General features: G+C 69.2%; 16 protein-coding genes. 7 read left to right on the forward strand and 9 right to left on the reverse strand.

Annotated features, from left to right (window positions below):
• Positions 1-201 precede the first annotated feature (201 nt).
• Positions 202-825 (forward strand): GntR family transcriptional regulator, encoded by a 624-nt coding sequence (locus FB384_RS06680; RefSeq protein WP_228725973.1) that lies wholly within the window; start codon positions 202-204, stop codon positions 823-825.
• A 51-nt stretch (positions 826-876) separates the two neighbouring features.
• Here FB384_RS06680 and FB384_RS06685 read toward each other — a convergent pair whose 3' ends face one another.
• A complete protein-coding gene (locus tag FB384_RS06685; protein ID WP_183780284.1) occupies positions 877-2,040 on the reverse strand; it encodes an NAD(P)/FAD-dependent oxidoreductase in 1,164 nt (387 codons plus the stop codon).
• Positions 2,040-2,381, reverse strand: coding sequence for a bifunctional 3-phenylpropionate/cinnamic acid dioxygenase ferredoxin subunit (locus tag FB384_RS06690; RefSeq protein ID WP_183780287.1), 342 nt, complete (start codon positions 2,379-2,381; stop codon positions 2,040-2,042). Before FB384_RS06690 ends, FB384_RS06685 begins: the two co-directional genes overlap by 1 nt.
• Positions 2,382-2,730: 349 nt before the next feature.
• On the opposite strand from FB384_RS06690, the gene FB384_RS06695 reads away from it, so the two are divergent.
• Positions 2,731-4,161 carry an MFS transporter gene (locus tag FB384_RS06695; protein ID WP_183780290.1) on the forward strand — a complete coding sequence of 477 codons (1,431 nt, stop codon included), beginning with the start codon at positions 2,731-2,733 and terminating at the stop codon, positions 4,159-4,161.
• 82 nt (positions 4,162-4,243) lie between these two features.
• Here the strand turns inward: FB384_RS06695 and FB384_RS06700 are convergent, their stop codons facing one another.
• The 7 genes from FB384_RS06700 to FB384_RS06730 form a co-directional block, all read right to left on the reverse strand.
• A complete protein-coding gene (locus tag FB384_RS06700) occupies positions 4,244-4,651 on the reverse strand; it encodes a RidA family protein (RefSeq protein ID WP_183780293.1) in 408 nt (135 codons plus the stop codon).
• A gap of 479 nt (positions 4,652-5,130) precedes the next feature.
• Positions 5,131-6,279 (reverse strand): aromatic ring-hydroxylating oxygenase subunit alpha, encoded by a 1,149-nt coding sequence (locus FB384_RS06705; protein WP_183780296.1) that lies wholly within the window; start codon positions 6,277-6,279, stop codon positions 5,131-5,133.
• 266 nt (positions 6,280-6,545) lie between these two features.
• On the reverse strand, positions 6,546-7,415 hold the full coding sequence (gene purU / locus FB384_RS06710) for a formyltetrahydrofolate deformylase (protein ID WP_258936536.1): 870 nt from the start codon (positions 7,413-7,415) through the stop codon (positions 6,546-6,548).
• Between the two features lie 10 nt (positions 7,416-7,425).
• Positions 7,426-8,799 carry an L-serine ammonia-lyase gene (locus tag FB384_RS06715; RefSeq protein WP_183780299.1) on the reverse strand — a complete coding sequence of 458 codons (1,374 nt, stop codon included), beginning with the start codon at positions 8,797-8,799 and terminating at the stop codon, positions 7,426-7,428.
• Complete coding sequence (locus tag FB384_RS06720; protein ID WP_183780301.1) at positions 8,799-9,725, reverse strand: bifunctional 5,10-methylenetetrahydrofolate dehydrogenase/5,10-methenyltetrahydrofolate cyclohydrolase; 927 nt, start codon at positions 9,723-9,725, stop codon at positions 8,799-8,801. Before FB384_RS06720 ends, FB384_RS06715 begins: the two co-directional genes overlap by 1 nt.
• On the reverse strand, positions 9,722-10,342 hold the full coding sequence (locus FB384_RS06725) for a cyclodeaminase/cyclohydrolase family protein (protein ID WP_183780304.1): 621 nt from the start codon (positions 10,340-10,342) through the stop codon (positions 9,722-9,724). The genes FB384_RS06720 and FB384_RS06725 overlap by 4 nt, the downstream gene beginning before the upstream one ends.
• A gap of 41 nt (positions 10,343-10,383) precedes the next feature.
• Entirely contained in the window at positions 10,384-12,849 is a 2,466-nt protein-coding gene (locus FB384_RS06730) for a GcvT family protein (protein WP_183780307.1), read from the reverse strand.
• 443 nt (positions 12,850-13,292) lie between these two features.
• Here FB384_RS06730 and glyA point away from each other — a divergent pair, with 443 nt between their 5' ends.
• From glyA to FB384_RS06755, 5 genes are read left to right on the forward strand one after another with little or no spacing between them, the layout of a single operon-like run.
• Complete coding sequence (gene glyA / locus FB384_RS06735) at positions 13,293-14,591, forward strand: serine hydroxymethyltransferase (RefSeq protein ID WP_183780310.1); 1,299 nt, start codon at positions 13,293-13,295, stop codon at positions 14,589-14,591.
• Positions 14,591-15,820 carry a sarcosine oxidase subunit beta family protein gene (locus FB384_RS06740; protein ID WP_221212657.1) on the forward strand — a complete coding sequence of 410 codons (1,230 nt, stop codon included), beginning with the start codon at positions 14,591-14,593 and terminating at the stop codon, positions 15,818-15,820. The genes glyA and FB384_RS06740 overlap by 1 nt, the downstream gene beginning before the upstream one ends.
• A gap of 10 nt (positions 15,821-15,830) precedes the next feature.
• Positions 15,831-16,100, forward strand: a complete 270-nt coding sequence (locus FB384_RS06745; RefSeq protein ID WP_183780313.1) for a sarcosine oxidase subunit delta — start codon at positions 15,831-15,833, stop codon at positions 16,098-16,100.
• Positions 16,097-18,937 carry a 2Fe-2S iron-sulfur cluster-binding protein gene (locus FB384_RS06750; protein WP_183780316.1) on the forward strand — a complete coding sequence of 947 codons (2,841 nt, stop codon included), beginning with the start codon at positions 16,097-16,099 and terminating at the stop codon, positions 18,935-18,937. The genes FB384_RS06745 and FB384_RS06750 overlap by 4 nt, the downstream gene beginning before the upstream one ends.
• Positions 18,930-19,517, forward strand: coding sequence for a sarcosine oxidase subunit gamma (locus tag FB384_RS06755; protein WP_183780319.1), 588 nt, complete (start codon positions 18,930-18,932; stop codon positions 19,515-19,517). The genes FB384_RS06750 and FB384_RS06755 overlap by 8 nt, the downstream gene beginning before the upstream one ends.
• The last annotated feature ends 4 nt before the right edge of the window (positions 19,518-19,521 follow it).

Consider the following 19,521-nt stretch of genomic DNA (forward strand, 5'->3'; position numbering starts at 1 on the left):
TCCGGGATTGCCACCCCGGAGCTGAATCTCCGCCGAGTTCGCAGGTCACGATGGCACAACGCGACGGTGACGACCAACACTCATCGGCACCGCAAAGGGAATCTGCTATACTAGTCTTGTATCAAAATTCGAGGAGTTCTGGGGTTCGGCGATGCAGTCGGGGTTACAATGAGTGCTACAACCGAGGATCAACCGATTTCCATGGCGGAGAAGGCCTACCAGGCGATCCGCGATCGGCTGATCATGCTGGACATCCCGCCGATGGAGCCGATCGACGACGCGGCACTGGCCCAGTCGCTCGACATCGGCAGGACCCCGGTACGGGAAGCACTCAAGCGCCTCGAGATCGACCGCTTGGTCGTGTCGTACCCGCGCCGGGGAACCTTCGCCACCGCCGTGGACATCACCGATCTGGCCTACATCTCCGATCTGCGCGTACACCTGGAACCGCTCGCAGCGCGCCGCGCGGCCGAGACCATCGGCGACGCGGAGGCCGAGGAGTTCGCCGAACTCGCCGATTTCCTCGACGACATGGACCTCCGCTCCCTCACCCGCGACGAGGTCATGCGGTGGGACCTGCACGTCCACCGCGCGATCTACCACGCAGCGGGAAATCCGCATCTGGAAGACACACTGATCCGCTACGACAACCTCGCGACACGGATCTTCTGCGTCTTCCTCGACCGCATGCCGGATTTCGACAGTCACGTCATGGAGCACTCGGGGCTACTGCGGGCGATCAGCTCGTGCGAGCCGGACAAGGCTGAACGACTCGCACGCGAACACGTGCTGAACTTCGACAAGGCTATGCGTTCGTTGGTCTGAATCCTTTCCGATCCGACCGGCCGGGGAGGCCGGAATTCGGGGATGCGCCGATCACGGACGCTTGGCCAGTTTTCGCCGCCATTGCCCGAACGGGCGGGCTCGGTTGATCGCCAGGACGCCCACGGGGCGCTCCTCGGAATTGAGGTAGAGGGCGAGGAAATCACCCGAGTCCGGGTCGCCCTCCTCGATCTGCACCGTGCAGTCGGCCGTACGGTGGCCTGCGAACTGGATCTTGTGTCCGTACTGGTCGGACCAGAAGTAGGGAACCGAGTGATGCGCGGGGGCGGAGTGCTCCCGGCCGAGCAGCGCGGCGACCGCGGCCGCCGGTTGCTGCAACGCGTTGGTCCAGTGCTCGAGACGCAGCCAGCCGGCCGTGTAGTCACGGTAGGAGTGGGCACAGTCGCCGACCGCGAGAACCTCGGGGATGGTCGTACGTCCCTGCTCGTCGGTGCGAACGCCGTCGTCGATCTCCAGACCGGATCCGGCGAGCCACTCGGTGTTCGGCTGCGCTCCGATACCGACCACGACGACGTCGGCAGGCAGTTCGCGCCCGTCGGTGAGGCGCACCGCCTTCACACGAGTCTCCCCGACCAGTTCGGCGAGACCGGTACCCGCGTGCAGTCGTGCCCCGTTGCGCGCGTGCAGCCTGCCGCACACCGCGCCCATCTCGGCGCCCAGCGGTCGTTGCAGCGGGACGTCCGCGGCCTCGACGATGTCGACCTCGCAGCCGAGGCCCGCCGCAGTGGAGGCGATCTCGGCTCCGATGAAGCCGGCCCCGATGACGACCAGCCTCGCGCCGGGGACCAGCTCGCTTCGCAGCGCCCTGGCGTCGTCGAGGGTGCGCAGGGTGTGCACGCCCTGCGGGAAGCCGCCGGGGAGCTGGCGCGCCCGGGCGCCGGTGGCGAGCACGACGGCGTCGGTGCCGACCCGGGGTCCGTCGGCGAGCACGACGGCCTTGCCCGCGGTGTCCAGCGAAGCGGCCGTCTGGCCGATGACCCACTCCACGCCGAGGTCGGCGTCGTCGGAGTCGGTCAGCCCGATGTCCTCCTCGGTGACGGTTCCCGCGAGGTACTCCTTCGACAGCGGCGGACGATCGTAGGGCTCGTGCCGCTCATCGCCGATCACAGTGATCCGGCCTTCAAACTCCTGCGCGCGCAGCGCGCGGACGGTCGCCAGCCCTGCCAGAGAGGCACCGACGACGGTGATGTGCTCCATCAACCGACCTCCTCCACAACCGCGCCACCGACGGTGACCCGGGTCGACTCGTGCACGTAGATCAGGCCGTCCTCGATCGAGACCGCGTGCGTGCGCACCGGTTTCTTCGCGGGCGGACCACTGGGCTGACCGGTCCGGAGGTCGAAGCAGGCGGCGTGCAACGGGCACTCCACCGCGCAGCCTTCGAGCCATCCGTCGGACAGTGAAGCGTCCTGATGCGAGCAGGTGTCGTCGATCGCGTAGAGCTCACCGTCCACGTTGAACACCGCGATGGCCACCTCGCCCTGCACCCGGACCGACTCTCCGGGCGGCAGGCCTGCCAACTCACCAACCAAGATCATTACGGCCCCTGTTGCTCATAGAGGAACGAGTAGTGCATTACGCAACTCACAGGATGGGGTTCGACACCCCCCGAGTCAACGGTCAAATTCGATCGGAAACACTCGCATTTCACACGGCACGACCAGCGAAAATGACCATGGACGCGCAGTAACCACGGAGCCGCACCGAGCGATGTGACGGCTCCGCGGGTGGCCGCGGCGAGGGGTGGATTCTTGCTTCGAAGAGCGCTGACCGGCTACCTTACCGCAAACAGATATATCAGTAGTCGATCGCGGTCACAACCGCGATGCTGCCGCGGCATCACGCCACTGCCGCTCGCCGCCGCACATCGCACCTCCGGGGAGCCCCATGACCGATAAGTCCAGGCGACCGCGCCGGGGCCTGACGCCCCCCGTGGTGCAAGAGGAGCGCACGGTCCGCCGCGCCACTGCGGCGGCCGCGGTCGGCAACGTCGCGGAGTGGTACGACTTCGGCATCTACTCCTACCTGGCCGCGGTCGTACTGGAGCGGGTCTTCTTCCCGGAGTTCGGTGAGTGGTCGGCGGTGTACACCCTCGGCGCGTTCGCCGCCGCGTTCGTCATGCGGCCGCTGGGCGGGCTGATCTTCGGCAGGCTCGGCGATCGATACGGCCGCACCAAGGTCCTGTCGGCCACCATCCTCCTGATGGCCGTGGCCACGGTGATGCTCGGCCTGGTGCCCAGCTACGGCGCCGTCGGGATGCTGGCCCCGGTGCTCGTGCTGATCATCCGGATGATGCAGGGCTTCTCAGCGGGCGGTGAGTACGTCGGGGCACTGACCCTGATGGCCGAGTACGCCCCGGACCGCAGACGCGGATTCTTCGGCAGTTGGCTGGAGTTCAGCACGATCACCGGCTACACCCTCGGCGCCAGCACTTGCGGTGCGGTGATCGCGTTGCTGCCCGACGAGGAGCTGTTCACCTGGGGCTGGCGCGTGCCGTTCATGCTCGCGCTGCCGCTGGGCATGGCCGGGCTGTACCTGCGCATGCGGCTGGAGGACACCCCGGCGTTCCGGCAGCAGATGGAACGCTCCCCCGCGCTGGCCACGATGTCGACCAAGCGCGCGGTGCAGATCGTGCGACGTCACTACCCCACCGCGGCGCTGGTGGCCGCGGGCGTGGTCGTGACCTGGAACGTGACCAACTACGTTCTGACCAACTACGTCCCGACCTACCTGACCGGCACGCTCCCCCGCTACGGCGAGAGCGGGACGAGCAGCGGGGTGGCCACCGGGATGCAGGTGGCCGTCATGCTCGTGATGCTGTGCGCGATCGTCAGTGTCGGACGGCTCAGCGACCGCATCGGCCGAAAACCGGTGTTGATGACCGGAAGCGTGGCACTGGTGGTGTTCGGCTTGCCGGCCGTGTGGCTGCTGCGCACCGGGATGGTCGGCCAGATCACCGGACTGCTGATCATCGGGCTGTGCCTGATGTGCTTCGCGGCGGTTTCGCCGTCCACGTTGCCCGCACTGTTCCCGACCATGATCCGGTACAGCAGCCTCGCAGTGATCTTCAACCTGTCGGTCTCGCTGTTCGCCGGAACCGCGCCGACGATCATCGAGGCCGCGGTCACCGCCACCGGCAACCTCGACTGGCCGGGCTACTACCTCATCGGCGCGGGCGTCATAGGCATCATCGCCACACGACATCTGCGCGAGCACGCCGGTAAACCGCTCGACGGCGCCGCTCCACTGACCTCCAGCGCCGAGCTCCCGCCTCCCCCGCTGTCCGAGGACGGAGTTCCCCTGGAACCGCCCCGCTAGTTCCGGTACGCCCGGAAACCGGGCCTGGATCCGGTTTCCGGCTCCAGGCCCGGATCTCCTGAGGTGCGGCGAATCGGGAGCGTCAGTCGATCACGGCAGCCGTGGCTTCGACTTCTACGAGCTGATGGTCGTAGCCGAGGGCGGCGACGCCGATCAGCGTGCTCGGCACGTCGTGATCACCGAACGCGTCACGGACGACCTCCCAAGCCGTCACGAGGTCCGCCTGGTCGGACGAAGCGACGAGCACACGAGTCGCGATGACATCCGTAAGAGTCGCGCCGGCTTCGCTGAGGGCCACCTTCATGTTCTCGATGCACTTGGCGGCCTGCGCGGCGAAGTCGCCTTCGCCGCAGGTCGATCCGTCGCTGTTCAACGGGCACGAGCCCGCCAGAAAGACCAGACGGGCTTCTGCGGGAGCGGTCGCTGCATAGGCATACTCCGCCACATCCGACAGCGAGTTGGAGCGAATGAGGGTCACGGCCTTTGGCATGGTCTCTTCCAGGTCGAGGACAGGTCCGGCCAGCCTCGCACATTCACCTGGGCCGAGACCGGAGACGTTCGTTGGACGAGGCCGTCGAGCCGTTCGACACGGTTCGCACGACCACTTCGGCGCGAAAGGTCGGACCGAGCTTGTCGTAGCCGGCGGCGACACCGCGTCATTGCCGCACGTCGCGGTAGCCGCGTTCGATGAGGTTCCGGCCGGGCTGGGCATCGACGTCCGATCCGACAGGCCTGCCGCCGCGGACGACCGCAGTCACGTCGGTGCAGCTCATCCGCCAACACAGCAGAGCCCGTCCTGCCGCTGAGGAGACGTCTGAGGAGGCACCGGTCCGCTCGGGGCCGACGGACCCGCGGCACACCCCGCACCGGCTCAGCGGGCGGCGCGGGCAGGCGAACTCAGGCAGACGAACCGCGGGCATGCGAAGGGGCCTCGCGCCGTGTCGACGCGAGGCCCCTTCCGAGACCGGGTCAGCCGATGCGCTCGCGGACCCAGTCGTGGAACTCGGAGATGTGGTGCTCGCTGGGCACCAGAACGCCGCCGTCGGCGTACGCGCGGGAGTCCATGGCCAGCTGGCAACGCTCGCAGGCGTCGAAGTCCTGCTGGTTGACCCGGTGGAACAGCTCCACCGAGCGGTCGATGTCCGTACCCGAGTCCACCACGTCCGGCAGGTACAGCCAGTCGCAGCGCACCAGCGTGCGCTCGGCGGTCAGCGGGAACATCCGGTGGAAGACCACGTGGTCGGGCACCAGGTTGATGAACACCTGCGGCCGCACGGTGATGGCGTAGTAGCGACGGTCCTGCTCCTCGCTCACCCCGGGGAGCTTCTCCAGGCCTTCCGAACCGTCCACCGTGAAGCCCTGCACGTCCTCGCCGAACTCGGCGCCGTGGCCCACGAAGTACTGCGCGGCCAGGCCGTCGGCGAACTCCGGGAGCACCTCGGTGAGCTCGGGGTGGATCGTGGCGCAGTGGTAGCACTCCATGAAGTTCTCGACGATCTGCTTCCAGTTCGCCTTCACGTCGTACTCGATGCGCCTGCCGAGCTTGAGGTCGGCGACCTGGTAGCCGACGATCGCGTCCGGGGTGCCCAGTCGCGCGCTGACGTCGCCGATGACCGTGTCCTCGAACGACGGTGGCTCCTCGGCCAGGCACAGCCACACGTACCCGAGCCATTCACGTACGTGCACCTGGTGCAGCCCGTACTGGGTACGGTCGATGTCCTCCATCGCACCGAGGTTCGGCGCGGCGATCAGCGCGCCGTCGAAGGAGTAGGTCCAGGCGTGGTACGGGCACTGGAAGGACCGGCGGACCTCGCCCTTCTCCTCGGTGCACAGCCGCGCGCCCCGGTGCCGGCAGACGTTGAGGAACGCCTTGATCGCACCGTTGCGGCCCCGGGTTACCAGTACGCTCTCGCGTCCGATCTGGACGGTTTCGAACTGGCCGGGCTTGGCCAGGTCCGCACTGAGCACGGCGCAGAACCAGCCTGCTTCGAAGATGTGCTCCTGTTCCAGGCGGAAGATCTCGGGGTCGGTGTAGTAGTGCCCGGACAAGGTCTCGCGCAGGCTTTCGGGGAGGTCGCCTGCCTGCTCCTGTGCGGTGGGAAGCTCACCGGTCGTCATGGGTAACGCTCCTCGTCAGTGAGGTGGCGTCTCGCTGCGGCGCGAACACAGCGGGCGCCGGCTCTGATTCGATGGTGGTGTGTCAAATGGGGTCAGCGGGCCGTGATTGATCGCTGGAGGCATTCGGGGTTTTCGGCCGCGGGCCGGTGGTCCGCGGCCGCAGAACCACCGTGCGATTCGCGCGTGGCGACGATGCGGTGCGCTGCCGGGAGCACCGGGAGAATCGCGGTTCGCCGACCAAAGTACTCGCACTTGTCGCCTCGCGGCTAGCGGAACACCACGGTGCTGTTGCCGTTGAGCAGCACGCGGTTCTCGCAGTACCACCGCACCGCCCGGGACAGCGCCAGCGCCTCGGCGTCCCTGCCCACGGTCTGCAACGCCCGCGGGTCGTAGGTGTGGTCGATGCGGATCACCTCCTGCTCGATGATCGGGCCCTCGTCGAGGTCGGGGGTGACGAAGTGCGCGGTGGCGCCGACGAGCTTCACACCCCGGTCGTAAGCCTGGTGGTAGGGCTTGGCGCCCTTGAACCCGGGCAGGAACGAGTGGTGGATGTTGATCGCCCTGCCGTGCAGCGCCTTGCAGGTCTGGTCGGAGAGCACCTGCATGTACCGGGCGAGCACCACCAGATCGGCCTCGTAGTCGTCGACCAGCTGCAGCAGCTGCGACTCGGCCTCCGGCTTGTTCTCCGGACTCACCGGGATGTGGTGGAACGGCAGGCCCGCGGCCTCGGCCATCGGGCGCAGGTCCTCGTGGTTGGACACCACTGCCACGATCTCGGCGCCCAGGGCCCCGGCCCGCCACCGGTAGATCAGGTCGTTGAGGCAGTGGCCCAGCTTGGAGACCATCACCACGACCCTGGCGTCGCGGTCCGGGTGGAGTTCGAAGTCCATCTCGAAGTCGGTGGCCACCGGAGCGAAGTCGTGGGACATCGCGTCCAGGTCGACCTCGACGTTCGCGGTCGCCTGCACCCGCAGGAACAGGCGCCCGCGCACCGGATCGTCGAACTGCCGGTACTCGGCGATGTCGCAGCCGTGCTCCACGAGATAGGAACTGACGGCCTGGACGATCCCGGTGCGGTTCGGGCAGCTCAAGGTGAGCGTGAACGACCGGGTTTGCACGCTGGAACTCCTGGTCACGGGATTCTCCTCAGCATTCCACGATGTTGAGCGCGAGGCCGCCGCGCGCGGTCTCCTTGTACTTGTCCTTCATGTCGGCCCCGGTCTCGCGCATCGTCTTGATCGCCTTGTCCAGGGACACGTGGTGCCGGCCGTCGCCGCGCAGCGCCATGCGCGCGGCGGTGATCGCCGTGATCGAAGCCACCGCGTTGCGCTCGATGCACGGGATCTGCACCAGTCCGCCCACCGGGTCGCAGGTCAGTCCGAGGTTGTGCTCGATACCGATCTCCGCTGCGTTCTCCACCTGCTCGGGGGTGCCGCCGAGCAGCTCGGCGAGCCCGGCCGCGGCCATCGAACAGGCCGATCCGACCTCGCCCTGGCAGCCGACCTCGGCCCCGGAGATGGAGGCGTTCTCCTTGAACAGCGCACCGATCGCCCCGGCGGTGAGCAGGAAGCGCACCGCGGCGTCGTCGTCGAAGCCCGGCAGGTAGCGCTGTGCGTAGTGCAGTACGGCAGGCACGATCCCGGCCGCGCCGTTGGTCGGCGCGGTCACCACCCGGCCGCCCGCCGCGTTCTGCTCGTTGACAGCCAGGGCGAACAGCGTCACCCACTCCATGGCCTGCGCCGCGTCCCCCTCCCCCGCACTGTCCTCGAGGCTGGCACGCAGTTCGCGAGCGCGGCGGCGGACCTTGAGCCCGCCGGGCAGCGTCCCGCCGGTGCGGGTGCCCTGCTCGACGCACTCCTGCATCACCGACCAGATGTGCAGCAGTCCGGCACGGGTCTCGACCTCGCTGCGCCAGCTGCGCTCGTTGGCCAGGACGACGTCGCTGATCCGCGACCCGGTGGCGGTGGTGTGCGCCAGCAGCTGCTCGCCGGTGCCGAACGGGTGGCGCACCGGGGTGTCGTCCTCGACCAGTACCGGCCGCCCCGCTTCGTCCTCGTCGACGACGAAGCCGCCACCGACCGAGTAGTACTCGCGGCGGTCGAGCCGAGCTCCGGTCTCGTCGAAGGCCTCGAAGACCATGCCGTTGCTGTGGAAGTCGAGCCGGGTGTTGCGGTGCAGCACCACGTCCCCGTCCACGTCGAAGGCGATCTTGTGCTCACCGCCGAGGGTCAGCCGGGATTCCTCGCGTGCGGCCTGCACCTGCGGTTCGGCGGCAACCGGGTCGACCAGGTGCGGCTGCTCCCCCGCCAGCCCCAGCACCACGGCCTTGACGCTGCCGTGCCCGTGCCCGGTCGCGCCGAGCGAACCGAACAGCTCGCAGCGCACCTGCTCGACCCGCTGCAGCAGTCCGGTCTCGCGCAGGTGCTCGACGAACAGGTAGGCGGCTCGCATCGGGCCGACGGTGTGGGAACTCGACGGCCCGATGCCGACCTTGAACAAGTCGAATACGGAAAGGCTCATCAGTGCTCCGAACCGGTTCGCAGCTGGGGCCCGGCGGCGTGCCGGGCCGGGCGGGTGCTGTGGATCGCCGACCGCACGGTGTGCTGCAGCAGCAGCGCGGTGGTCACCGGGCCCACACCCCCTGGCACCGGGGTGAGACCGGCGACCTGCACGGACGGATCCACGTCGCCGACGAGTCCGCCGTCGGCCGTCGGGTTGGTGCCGACGTCGACGACGATCGCGCCGTCCCGGACGTGCTTGTCGGTGATCAGGTCGGGCTTGCCGACCGCGACCACCAGCACGTCCGCGTCCGGGGTGAACGCGGTCAGTTCCGGGGTGTGCCGGTGGCAGATCGTGACGGTCGCGTCGCGCTGCAGGAGCAGCTGCGCGACCGGCTTGCCGACCACGTTCGAGCGCCCCACCACGACGCAGTTGCGTCCGGCCAGCTCGATCTCGTGGTGATCGAGCAGCTCCAGGACGGCGGCGGCGGTCGCCGGCGGGTACGCGGACATGCCCGCGGCCAGGTTGCCGAGCGAGACCGGGTTGGCCCCGTCGACGTCCTTGCGGGGATCGATCGCCGAAGCCAGGTCCTCGAAGTGCGCCCCGGCAGGCAACGGGGTCTGCAGGATGATGCCGTGCACCGACTCGTCGGCGCTGAGGTTCTCCAGCGTGGCGCGGATCCGCTCGGGGTCGGCGCCCGCACCGAGATCGACCGTCCGGCAGTCGATTCCGGCCTTGCCCGCGGCGCGGGCGATCGAGCGCACGTACCAGGCGCTGGACTCGTCGTCGGTGGCCACTACCACTGCCAGTCCCGGGGTGGTGCCGGACTCGGTGAGCTCCGCGGCGTCGGCCGCGGCCCGCGCGCGGATCTCGCGGGCCAGTCCGGTGCCACCGAGTTCTCGGCCGGCGTCGGCGGATCGGGTTTCGGTGGGCTGAATCGTGGTCATCGCAGGATCTGCTCCCGAACGGCGGAGGTGACGGAGTCGGCTCGCAGCAGGGTGTCGTCGGTCTTGACGATCGCCTCGTCGAGTTCGGCGTGGACGTCGGGATCGGTGATGCCGGCGAGGTTGATCTCGACGTTGACCCGGGCGGTCGAGATGGCCGCCCGCGCCGCGACCGCGGCGGCCGCCACGTCGCTGATCACGTTGGGATTTCCGATCGGCCGCAGCAGTTCGGCGAGCTCGACGAGCTGGGCGGCCATGGCGACCACCCTGGCCGGGACCCGGCCCGCCTCGGCGAGCGCGGCCGCGATGGCCGTGGAGCGCTCCTGCTTCTCCTCGGCGGTCTGCTTGGGCAGTTTGTAGGCCGCGACGACCGCGCCGAAGGCCTCCGCGTCCTGCTCCGCCAGGTCGAGGCAGAGCCCGCGCAGGTCATCGGCGGCCTCGCACACCTCCTGCAGGGTCGCGGCGTGCTCGGCGTACTTCTCGCCGTCGCTGTAGCGGGCGACCATGGACAGCAGCGCCGCAGCCTGCGCGGCGTGCAGCGCAGCGGCCGCCCCGCCGCCGGGCGCGGGCACCCTGGCGCCCAGCTCGTGCAGGTAATGTTCGATGGTCTCGGTGCGCATGGACGTCCTTCGCGGTCGTGCGCCCGCAGGCGCGGTGCTGGTCACCGGCGGATCCGGTGCATGTCCGGGTCGACAAGGGGTTCGGCCGCGACGGTCGCGGCCACCATGCGGTCGAAGTACTGGATGCGCACCTGCGTCCCCTCGACGGCCTCGGCGGGCAGCCAGGCGTAGGCGATCGGGGTGCCGAGGGTGTGCGAGAAGGCCGCCGAGGTGATGTAGCCGGCAGCCGCGCCGTCGACGAACACCGGCTCGGAGCCCAGCACCACGCTGCGCTCGTCGTCGATGGTCAAGCAGCGCAGTTTCCGGGTGACCGACTCGGGGTCGATCGCTTCGAGGGCCTCGCGGCCGACGAAGTCGCCCTTCTGCATCCGCACCGCGAAGCCGAGCCCGGCCTCGAACGGGTTGTGCTCGGTGGTCATGTCGCCGCCCCAGGCGCGGTAGCCCTTCTCCAGCCGCAGGCTGTTGAACGCCGCCCGGCCGGCCGCCACGACGCCGTGCTCGCGGCCTGCCGCGTAGAGCACGTCCCAGAGCCGCTGGCCGTACTGGGCGCTGGTGTAGAGCTCCCAGCCCAGCTCGCCGACGTAGGACACCCGCATCGCGGTGACCGGGATGCCGGCGATGTGAATCTCCTTGCAGCGGAAGAACTTCAGGGCCTCGTGCGAGAGGTCCTCCCGGCTCAGCGGCTGCACCAGATCGCGGGCTCGCGGGCCCCACACCCCGATGCAGCAGGTGCCGCCGGTGATGTCGCGCAGTTGCACGCTGCCGTCCTCGGGCAGCTCGCGGCGCATCCGGTCGAAGTCGAGGTTGCCGTTGGCACCGACCTGGAACAGCTGCTCCTCCAGCCGCGCCACGGTGAGGTCGCTGCGCACGCCACCCGCCTCGTCGAGCATCAGCGTGTAGGTCACCGAACCGACGGACTTGTCGAGCTTGTTCGTGGTGAGCCGGTCCAGGAACGCCAGCGCACCGGGACCGCTGACCTCGAGGCGCTTGAGCGAGGTCATGTCGAACATGGCGACGTCGGTACGGGTCTTCCACGCCTCGACCGCGGCGATCGGGCTGTGGTACATGGCCGCCCACGCGTCCCGAGCCGGTGGCTGCCACTCCATCGGCAGTTCCTTGACCAGCGACCCGTTCGCCTCGTACCAGTGCGGCCGCTCCCAGCCGTGGGCCTCGAGGAACACCGCGCCCAGTTCCTTCTGCCTGGCGTGGAACGGGCTCACCCGCAGGTCGCGCGGCGAGAGCTTGGGCTGCAGCGGGTGCTTGACGTCGTAGACCTCCACGAAGTTGCGCGAGGCCGTCTCCTCGACGTACTCCGGCGTCGTCTCGATCTCGTCGAAGCGGTGCACGTCGCAGCCGTGCAGCTCGATCTCGCTGCGCCCGTCCACCAGCAGCTGTGCCACCGACCGCGCCACACCCGCGGAGTGGGTCACCCACACCGCCTCGGCGATCCAGAAACCCGCCAGGTCCGGGGACTCACCGACCAGCGGACCGCCGTCGGGCGTGAACGACATGACCCCGTTGAAGCCGGTCTCGACCGTCGCCGACTCCAGCGCGGGCAGCAGTCGCTTGGTGTACTCCCAGGACGGCGCGAAGTCCTCGTCGGTGAACGGCAGCACCGAGGGCATGGCCAGTTCGGAGGGATCGTCCACTTCGGGCAGGTCACTCAGGCGCACCGGCATCGGGCGGTGCGCGTAGGTGCCGATGCCCAGCCGATCCACGTGCTCGCGGTAGTAGAGGTCGCGATCCTGGTGGCGCAGGATCGGCAGCTTGGCCTCGGTGAGCTCGTCGTTGCGACCGGCGAGTTCGGGCAGCTGGTCGGTCTTGGCGTACTGGTGCGCCATGGGCAGCAGCGGCACGTTCATGCCGGCCATCTCGCCGAGCTGCGGACCCCAGAACCCGGCGCAGGACACCACGATGTCGGCGGGCACCTCGCCCTGGTCGGTTTCCACCCCGGTCACGCGGCCGCCCTGCTGGTTGATCCCCAGTACCCGGACCTCGCCGCGGAACCGGGCCCCGCGAGCGGCCGCCCGCCGCGTCAGCGCCAGCACCGCGCGGGGCGCCTTGGCCAGACCGTCGGTGGGCGTGTGGAACCCGCCGAGGATGCGATCGGCCTCGAGCAGCGGGTGCAGCTTGACGCATTCCTCGGGGGAGATGACCTCGCCGGGCACGCCCCAGGAGGTGGCAAGGCCCTGCTTGCGGTGCAGGTCGGCCAGCCGCTCCGGGGTGGTCGCTACTTCCAGCCCGCCGACCTGGTTGAAGCACCAGCCCTCGTCGGCGTGCAGGCTCTTGAACTTCTCGACGGTGTAGGTGGCGAACTCGGTCATCGTCTTCGACGCGCCGGTCTGGTACACGAGGCCGGGCGCGTGCGAGGTCGAGCCGCCGGTCAGCGGCAACGGCCCCTGGTCGAGGACGGTGACCTCGTTCCACCCGCGGCTGGTGAGCTCGTCGGCCAGGTTCGCACCGACGATCCCGGCTCCGACGATGACGACGCGAGGGGTCGTGCTCATGCAGGTCTCCTTACGGGACGGCGAGGTTTCGAACTGAGGAGCGATACCGCCTTCGGCAGGCGGTTCTCGTTACGGAGGAGGGCTTCGGGATGTGCGGCGCCGCCGGGCCGCGCCGGAAGGGCGGATACTCACCCCTCTGACCGAGGACTGATATATCAACTGCACAGCACGGTAGGACGACGGGTGTGATCCGGTCAACACGTAGCTGAAAATTCCTGGTAGACCAGGCGCTTCGGCGCCTCCGGAGGGGCATTCGCCCGTTTCACTTCGAAGCCGGGAGCCGAGCCGCGCGGGTTTCAGGCCGAACGTCGGAATCCCTTGACCGCGCGGCACGCGGTGCTACCGTGACCTGTATCTGATATGTCAGTTGGCTTTCAGATCAGCGCGGTGTTCGGCCAGCCAACCCTCGATCCCCTGCTGCGTGACAGCGCGGAAGGAGTCCCATGAATTCGTCCACCGATGACCTGTTCGACCACCCACTCTCGGCGGTGGACCCGGAGGTGGCGACGGCGGTCGGCGCCGAACTGGGCCGCCAGCAGAACACGCTGGAGATGATCGCGTCGGAGAACTTCGCTCCGCAGGCGGTATTGCAGGCCCAGGGCTCGGTACTGACCAACAAGTACGCCGAGGGCTACCCCGGCAAGCGCTACTACGGCGGCTGCGAACACGTCGACGTCGTCGAACAGCTGGCCATCGACCGCGTCAAGGACCTCTTCGGCGCCGACTACGCCAACGTCCAGCCCCACTCCGGCGCCCAGGCCAACGCCGCGGCCATGTTCGCGCTGCTGAAGCCCGGCGACACCATCATGGGCCTCGACCTGGCCCACGGCGGGCACCTCACCCACGGCATGCGGATCAACTTCTCCGGCAAGCTCTACAACGTCGCGGCTTACACCGTCAGCGACGACACCCACCGCGTCGACATGGACGAGGTGGCGCGACTGGCCCGCGAGCACAAGCCGCAGCTGATCATCGCCGGCTGGTCGGCCTATCCCCGCCAGCTCGACTTCGCCCGCTTCCGCGCCATCGCCGACGAGGTCGGCGCGTACCTCATGGTCGACATGGCCCACTTCGCCGGGCTCGTGGCCGCCGGACTCCACCCCAACCCGCTTCCGCACGCCCACGTGGTCACCACCACCACCCACAAGACCCTCGGCGGCCCGCGCGGCGGCGTCATCCTGTCAGGCGACACCGAGTTCGCCAAGAAGCTCAACTCCGCGGTCTTCCCCGGCCAGCAGGGCGGCCCCCTCGAACACGTCATCGCGGGCAAGGCCGTGGCCTTCAAGATCGCTGCGGGCGAGGCGTTCGCGGAGCGCCAGCGCCGCACCGTCGAAGGCGCCCGGATCCTGGCCGAACGTCTCCAGGCAGACGACGCCCGCGAAGTCGGCGTGCGGCTGGTCTCCGGCGGCACCGACGTGCACCTCGTGCTGGTCGACCTGCGCGACGCCGAACTCAACGGCCAGCAGGCCGAGGACCGCCTTCACGAGATCGGCATCACCGTCAACCGCAACGCGGTGCCGAACGACCCTCGACCGCCCATGGTCACCAGCGGACTGCGCATCGGCACCCCGGCGCTGGCGACCCGCGGCTTCGGCTCGGGAGAGTTCACCGAGATCGCCGACGTCATCGCCGAAGCGCTCCAACCCGGCTTCGACGAGGCCACCAGCGCCGAACTCCGCGCCCGCGTCGAAGCGCTCGCCACCAAGCACCCCCTCTACCCGAACCTGATCGGAGGGTTCTGATGCCGCGTACGCCCGGTGCCGATCTGCCGGACCACCCGGACTGGCTCTGGAACTCGCCTGAGCCGAAACGCTCCTACGACGTGGTGATCGTGGGCGGTGGTGGTCACGGCCTGGCCACCGCCTACTACCTGGCGGTCAACCACGGCATTACCAACATGGCGGTGCTGGAGAGCGGGTGGCTGGCCGGCGGGAACATGGCCCGCAACACCACGATCATCCGCTCGAACTACCTCTGGGACGAGAGCGCGGGTCTCTACGAGCACGCCATGAAGCTCTGGGAGGGCCTGGAGGACGAGCTGGACTACCCGCTGCTGTTCTCCCAGCGCGGCGTGCTCAACCTCGCCCACTCCCTGCAGGACGTGCGCGACAGCAAGCGGCGGGTCGGGGCCAACCGGCTCAACGGCATCGACGCCGAGTGGCTCGACGCCGACCAGGTCGCCGAGATCTGCCCGATCCTGAACACCTCGGAGGACCTGCGCTACCCGGTGCTCGGCGCGACCTGGCAGCCGCGGGCCGGCATCGCCAAGCACGACCACGTCGCCTGGGGCTTCGCCCGTGCGCTGGACCGCATGGGTGTGGACCTCGTCCAGAACTGCCAGGTCACCGGTTTCGACCGGATCGGCGACCGCATCACCGGCGTGCGCACCACCCGCGGTGACATCGCCGCGGGCAAGGTCGCCCTCGCCGCCGCCGGGTCCACCTCGGTGCTGACCGACGAGCTCGGCTTGGCGCTGCCCATCCAGAGTCACCCGCTGCAGGCGCTGGTCTCCGAACTCCTCGAACCGGTGCACCCCACCGTGGTCATGTCCAACGCGGTGCACGTGTACGTATCCCAGGCACACAAGGGCGAACTCGTGCTCGGTGCGGGCATCGACTCCTACAACTCCTACGGCCAGCGCGGCGCGTTCCACACCATCGAGCGGGAGCTGACCGCCGCGGTGGAGCTGTTCCCGATGTTCTCCCGCGCGCACGTGCTGCGCACCTGGGCCGGCGTCGTGGACGTCACCCCGGACGCCTCGGCGATCATGGGCCTGACCCCGTTCGAGAACCTCTACGTCAACTGCGGCTGGGGAACCGGCGGTTTCAAGGCCACCCCAGGGGTCGGCTGGTGCTACGCCCACACCATCGCCCACGACGAACCCCACCCGCTGAACGCACCCTTCAACCTCGACCGCTTCACGACCGGCGCCCTGGTCGACGAACACGGCGCCGCCGGCGTCGCCCACTAGGAGAGCCGCCATGATGCTGATTCCGTGCCCGTGGTGCGGGCCGCGCAACGAGACCGAGTTCCACTACGGCGGGCAGGCCGACGTGTCCTACCCGGCCGAACCACAACAACTGTCCGATGCGGACTGGGCGCGGTTTCTGTTCTACCGCGCCAACCCCAAGGGAATCTTCACCGAGCGGTGGAACCACCAGGCGGGCTGCCGCCGCTGGTTCACCATCCGCCGCGACACGACCACCAACGAGATCTTCCAGGACGACTCCCACGAGGCGGTGACGAGGTGACTGGCGAGTACAGGCTTGCCGAGGGCGGCCGGATCAATCGCGACCGCCCGGTCCGGTTCCGGTTCGACGGCCACGACTACGAAGGATTCGACGGCGACACGCTCGCCTCGGCGCTGCTGTCCAACGGCGTGCACCAGGTCGGTACCAGCATCCGCTACGGACGTCCGCGCGGCATCGCCTCCGCCGGCCCGGAGGAGCCCAACGCGCTGGTGCAGATCGAGGAGCCCTTCCCCGAGCCGATGCTGACCGCGACCACGGTCGAGCTGCGCGACGGGCTGGTCGCCTCCTCACTGCCCGGGCAGGGACGACTGGCCACCGAGCCCGACCCGGCCCGCTACGACGCGATCAACGCGCACTGCGACGTACTGATCGTCGGCGCGGGCCCGACAGGGTTGGCCGCCGCGCTGAGCGCGGCCCGCAGCGGCGCCCGAGTGATCATCGCCGACGCCGACACCGAGTTCGGCGGCAGCCTGCTCGGCAGCGGTGAGGAGCTCGACCACGCTCCCGCGGGCCGCTGGATCGACCGTGTCACCGCCGAGCTGCGGGACACCCCGGACGTGACGGTGCTGCCCCACACCACCGTCTTCGGCCGCTACGACGACAACTACCTGGTGGCCGTCGAGCACCGCGGCGAGGATGCGTTCACTCGGCAGCGCACCTGGCACATCCGCGCCCGCGAGGTCGTGCTGGCCACCGGCTCCCACGAACGGCCCCTGGTCTTCCCCGGCAACGACCGGCCCGGCACCATGCTCGCCACGTCCGCGCGCACTTACGTGCACCGCTACGGCGTGTTGCCCGGCCGCCGCGCCGTCGTGTTCACCACCAACGACAGCGCCTACGCCGCGGCCATCGACCTGCACGACGCCGGCGTGGAGATCGCGGCGGTGGTCGACGTACGTCCGGTGGCCACGACCTTGTGGACCGCACGGTGCGTCGAGCGGGGTATCCAGATCCTGACCAGCTGCGCGGTCACCGGCACCTCGGGCACCGACCGGGTCAGCGGCGCGCAGATCTCCCCCGTTCCCTCCGCCGATTCAGCTCAGACCGTTCCGTCCGAACTGGACTGCGACCTGCTGCTGGTATCGGGCGGCTGGAACCCCGCGGTGCACCTGCACAGCCAGGCACGCGGAACCGTGCGCTACTCCGAGGAGATCGGAGCGCTCGTCCCCGACAGCACTCCCCGCGGCGTGCGCTCGGTCGGTGCTGCCGCAGGGAGCTTCACCACCGGCGAATGCCTGCGGACCGGTTCCGAAGCGGGCAGGGACGCGGCCCGCGAGGCCGGGTTCGGCGCCGACACCGCCGAGGTGCCCGGCGCGCCCTCCGGCCCCGTCACGCCACCGCAGCCGACCTGGCTGCTGCCCGGTGTCCCCGCGGAATCCGGCGACGAGCAGTTCGTCGACCTGGCACGGGATGCGACGGTCGCCGACGTGCGCAAGGCCGTCGGGGCCGGGATGTCCTCGGTGGAGCACATCAAGCGATTCACCACCATCGGCACTGCCCACGACCAGGGCAAGACCTCCGGTCTGCTGTCCTCCGGTGTGATCGCCGAGCTCCTCGGCGTCGAGGTCGCGCAGGTCGGCGCCACCACGTTCCGCCCGCCCTACGCTCCGGTGGCCTTCGCCGCACTGGCCGGGCGCGACCGCGGCGACCTCTACGACCCCGTCCGGGTCACCGCCATGCACGACTGGCACCTGACACAGGACTGCCCGTTCGAGAACGTCGGCCAGTGGAAACGGCCCTGGTACTACCCGCAGCCCGGGGAGGACATGGACTCCGCCGTCCTGCGCGAATGCCACGCGGTGCGCACCGGCGTGGGCATGCAGGACGTCTCCACGCTCGGCAAGATCGACGTGCAGGGTCCGGACGCGGCCGAGTTCCTCGATCTCGTCTACACCAACAAGATGAGCACGCTCAAGGTCGGTCGGATCCGCTACGGCCTCATGTGCCACGCCGACGGCATGGTCTTCGACGACGGCACCGTGATGCGCACCGGCGAGCACCGCTACCTCATCTCCACCACTTCGGGTGGTGCGGCCGGCGTGCTCGAATGGCTCGAGGACTGGCTGCAGACCGAATGGCCGCACCTGCAGGTGCACCTCACCTCGGTCACCGAGCACTGGGCCACCATCGCTCTTGCCGGCCCCCGTTCGCGTGAAGTGCTCGCCCGGGTGACCTCGGACATCGATCTCGACAATGACGCCTTCCCGTTCATGTCCTGGACCGACGGCACCGTCGCGGGCAAGGCCGCGCGGGTGTGCCGGATCAGCTTCTCCGGCGAACTCGCCTTCGAGATCAACGTCCCCTGGTGGCACGGCCGCGAGGTCTGGGAAGCGCTGTACCAGGCAGGTTCCGATCAGGACATCACGCCCTACGGCACCGAGACCATGCACGTGCTGCGGGCCGAGAAGGGCTTCCCCATCGTCGGGCAGGACACCGACGGCACGGTCACCCCGCACGACCTCGGGATGAGCTGGGCGGTGTCGAAGAAGAAGGACGACTTCCTCGGCATGCGCTCGTTCAGCCGGGCCGACACCGTCCGCTCGGACCGCAAGCACCTCGTCGGGCTGCTGCCACCGGCCGACTCGGCGGTCGTGCCGGAAGGCACCCAGCTGGTGGAGCTGGCCGAGCTGCCCGAACCGCCGGTTCCCATGCTCGGGCACATCACCTCCAGTTACCGCAGCGCCGCCCTCGACCGCCCCTTCGCCCTCGCCCTGGTGAAGAGCGGCCGCGACCGCATCGGGCAGACGATCTACGGCCACGTCGGTGACCGGCTCGTGCCCGTCGAGATCACCGAACCGGTCTTCTACGACAAGGAAGGAAACCGTCGCGATGGCTGAGCTCCACGGCGAGTCCCCGCTGGCCGCCCGCACCGAGACACTGGCCGACTCCTCGGTGCCCGGTGCGTTGCAACTGTCCGAAGTGGCCTTCACCGCTCAGGTCGCCCTGCGCGTCGACCCGAAGAGCCCGGCCGCCGAGCGCATCGGCACGGCCGTGGGCACGATGCTGCCCAACCAGCCGGGCCAGGTCGCCCGCACCGAACAGCTGCAGATCCTCTGGATGGGCCCGGACGAGTGGCTGCTGGTCGGTCCCGAGGGCAGTGCGGAACGGATCCAGGCAACGCTCACCGAGGCTCTCGGCGAGGAGCACGGCTCGGTGGTCGACGTCTCCGGCAACCGCACGATCATCGAGGTAACCGGGCCGAAGTCTCGTGAGCTGCTGGCCAAGGGCTGCGCACTCGACCTGCACCGGCGCAGCTTCGCCTCCGACCAGTGCGCGCAGACCCTGCTGGCGCGCGCCGGAGTGGTGCTGCTGTGCCGGGACACCGAGCGGCCGAGCTTCTGGATCTTCGTCCGCGCGTCCTTCGCGCGCTATCTCGCCGACTGGCTGGCCGACGCGGCCGCGGAGTACCGGGTCTGACACC

The sequence above is a fragment of the Prauserella sediminis genome (assembly GCF_014195435.1).
GTDB classification, from domain to species: domain Bacteria; phylum Actinomycetota; class Actinomycetes; order Mycobacteriales; family Pseudonocardiaceae; genus Prauserella; species Prauserella salsuginis.

Excerpts from the sequence above, each read along its gene's own strand:
- FB384_RS06680 (WP_228725973.1), top strand. The coding sequence starts at position 202 with ATGGCGGAGAAGGCCTACCAGGCGATCCGCGATCGGCTGATCATGCTG.
- FB384_RS06685 (WP_183780284.1), bottom strand. The coding sequence starts at position 2,040 with ATGGAGCACATCACCGTCGTCGGTGCCTCTCTGGCAGGGCTGGCGACC.
- FB384_RS06690 (WP_183780287.1), bottom strand. The coding sequence starts at position 2,381 with ATGATCTTGGTTGGTGAGTTGGCAGGCCTGCCGCCCGGAGAGTCGGTC.
- FB384_RS06695 (WP_183780290.1), top strand. The coding sequence starts at position 2,731 with ATGACCGATAAGTCCAGGCGACCGCGCCGGGGCCTGACGCCCCCCGTG.
- FB384_RS06700 (WP_183780293.1), bottom strand. The coding sequence starts at position 4,651 with ATGCCAAAGGCCGTGACCCTCATTCGCTCCAACTCGCTGTCGGATGTG.
- FB384_RS06705 (WP_183780296.1), bottom strand. The coding sequence starts at position 6,279 with ATGACGACCGGTGAGCTTCCCACCGCACAGGAGCAGGCAGGCGACCTC.
- FB384_RS06715 (WP_183780299.1), bottom strand. The coding sequence starts at position 8,799 with ATGAGCCTTTCCGTATTCGACTTGTTCAAGGTCGGCATCGGGCCGTCG.
- FB384_RS06720 (WP_183780301.1), bottom strand. The coding sequence starts at position 9,725 with ATGACCACGATTCAGCCCACCGAAACCCGATCCGCCGACGCCGGCCGA.
- FB384_RS06725 (WP_183780304.1), bottom strand. The coding sequence starts at position 10,342 with ATGCGCACCGAGACCATCGAACATTACCTGCACGAGCTGGGCGCCAGG.
- FB384_RS06730 (WP_183780307.1), bottom strand. The coding sequence starts at position 12,849 with ATGAGCACGACCCCTCGCGTCGTCATCGTCGGAGCCGGGATCGTCGGT.
- glyA (WP_183780310.1), top strand. The coding sequence starts at position 13,293 with ATGAATTCGTCCACCGATGACCTGTTCGACCACCCACTCTCGGCGGTG.
- FB384_RS06740 (WP_221212657.1), top strand. The coding sequence starts at position 14,591 with ATGCCGCGTACGCCCGGTGCCGATCTGCCGGACCACCCGGACTGGCTC.
- FB384_RS06745 (WP_183780313.1), top strand. The coding sequence starts at position 15,831 with ATGATGCTGATTCCGTGCCCGTGGTGCGGGCCGCGCAACGAGACCGAG.
- FB384_RS06755 (WP_183780319.1), top strand. The coding sequence starts at position 18,930 with ATGGCTGAGCTCCACGGCGAGTCCCCGCTGGCCGCCCGCACCGAGACA.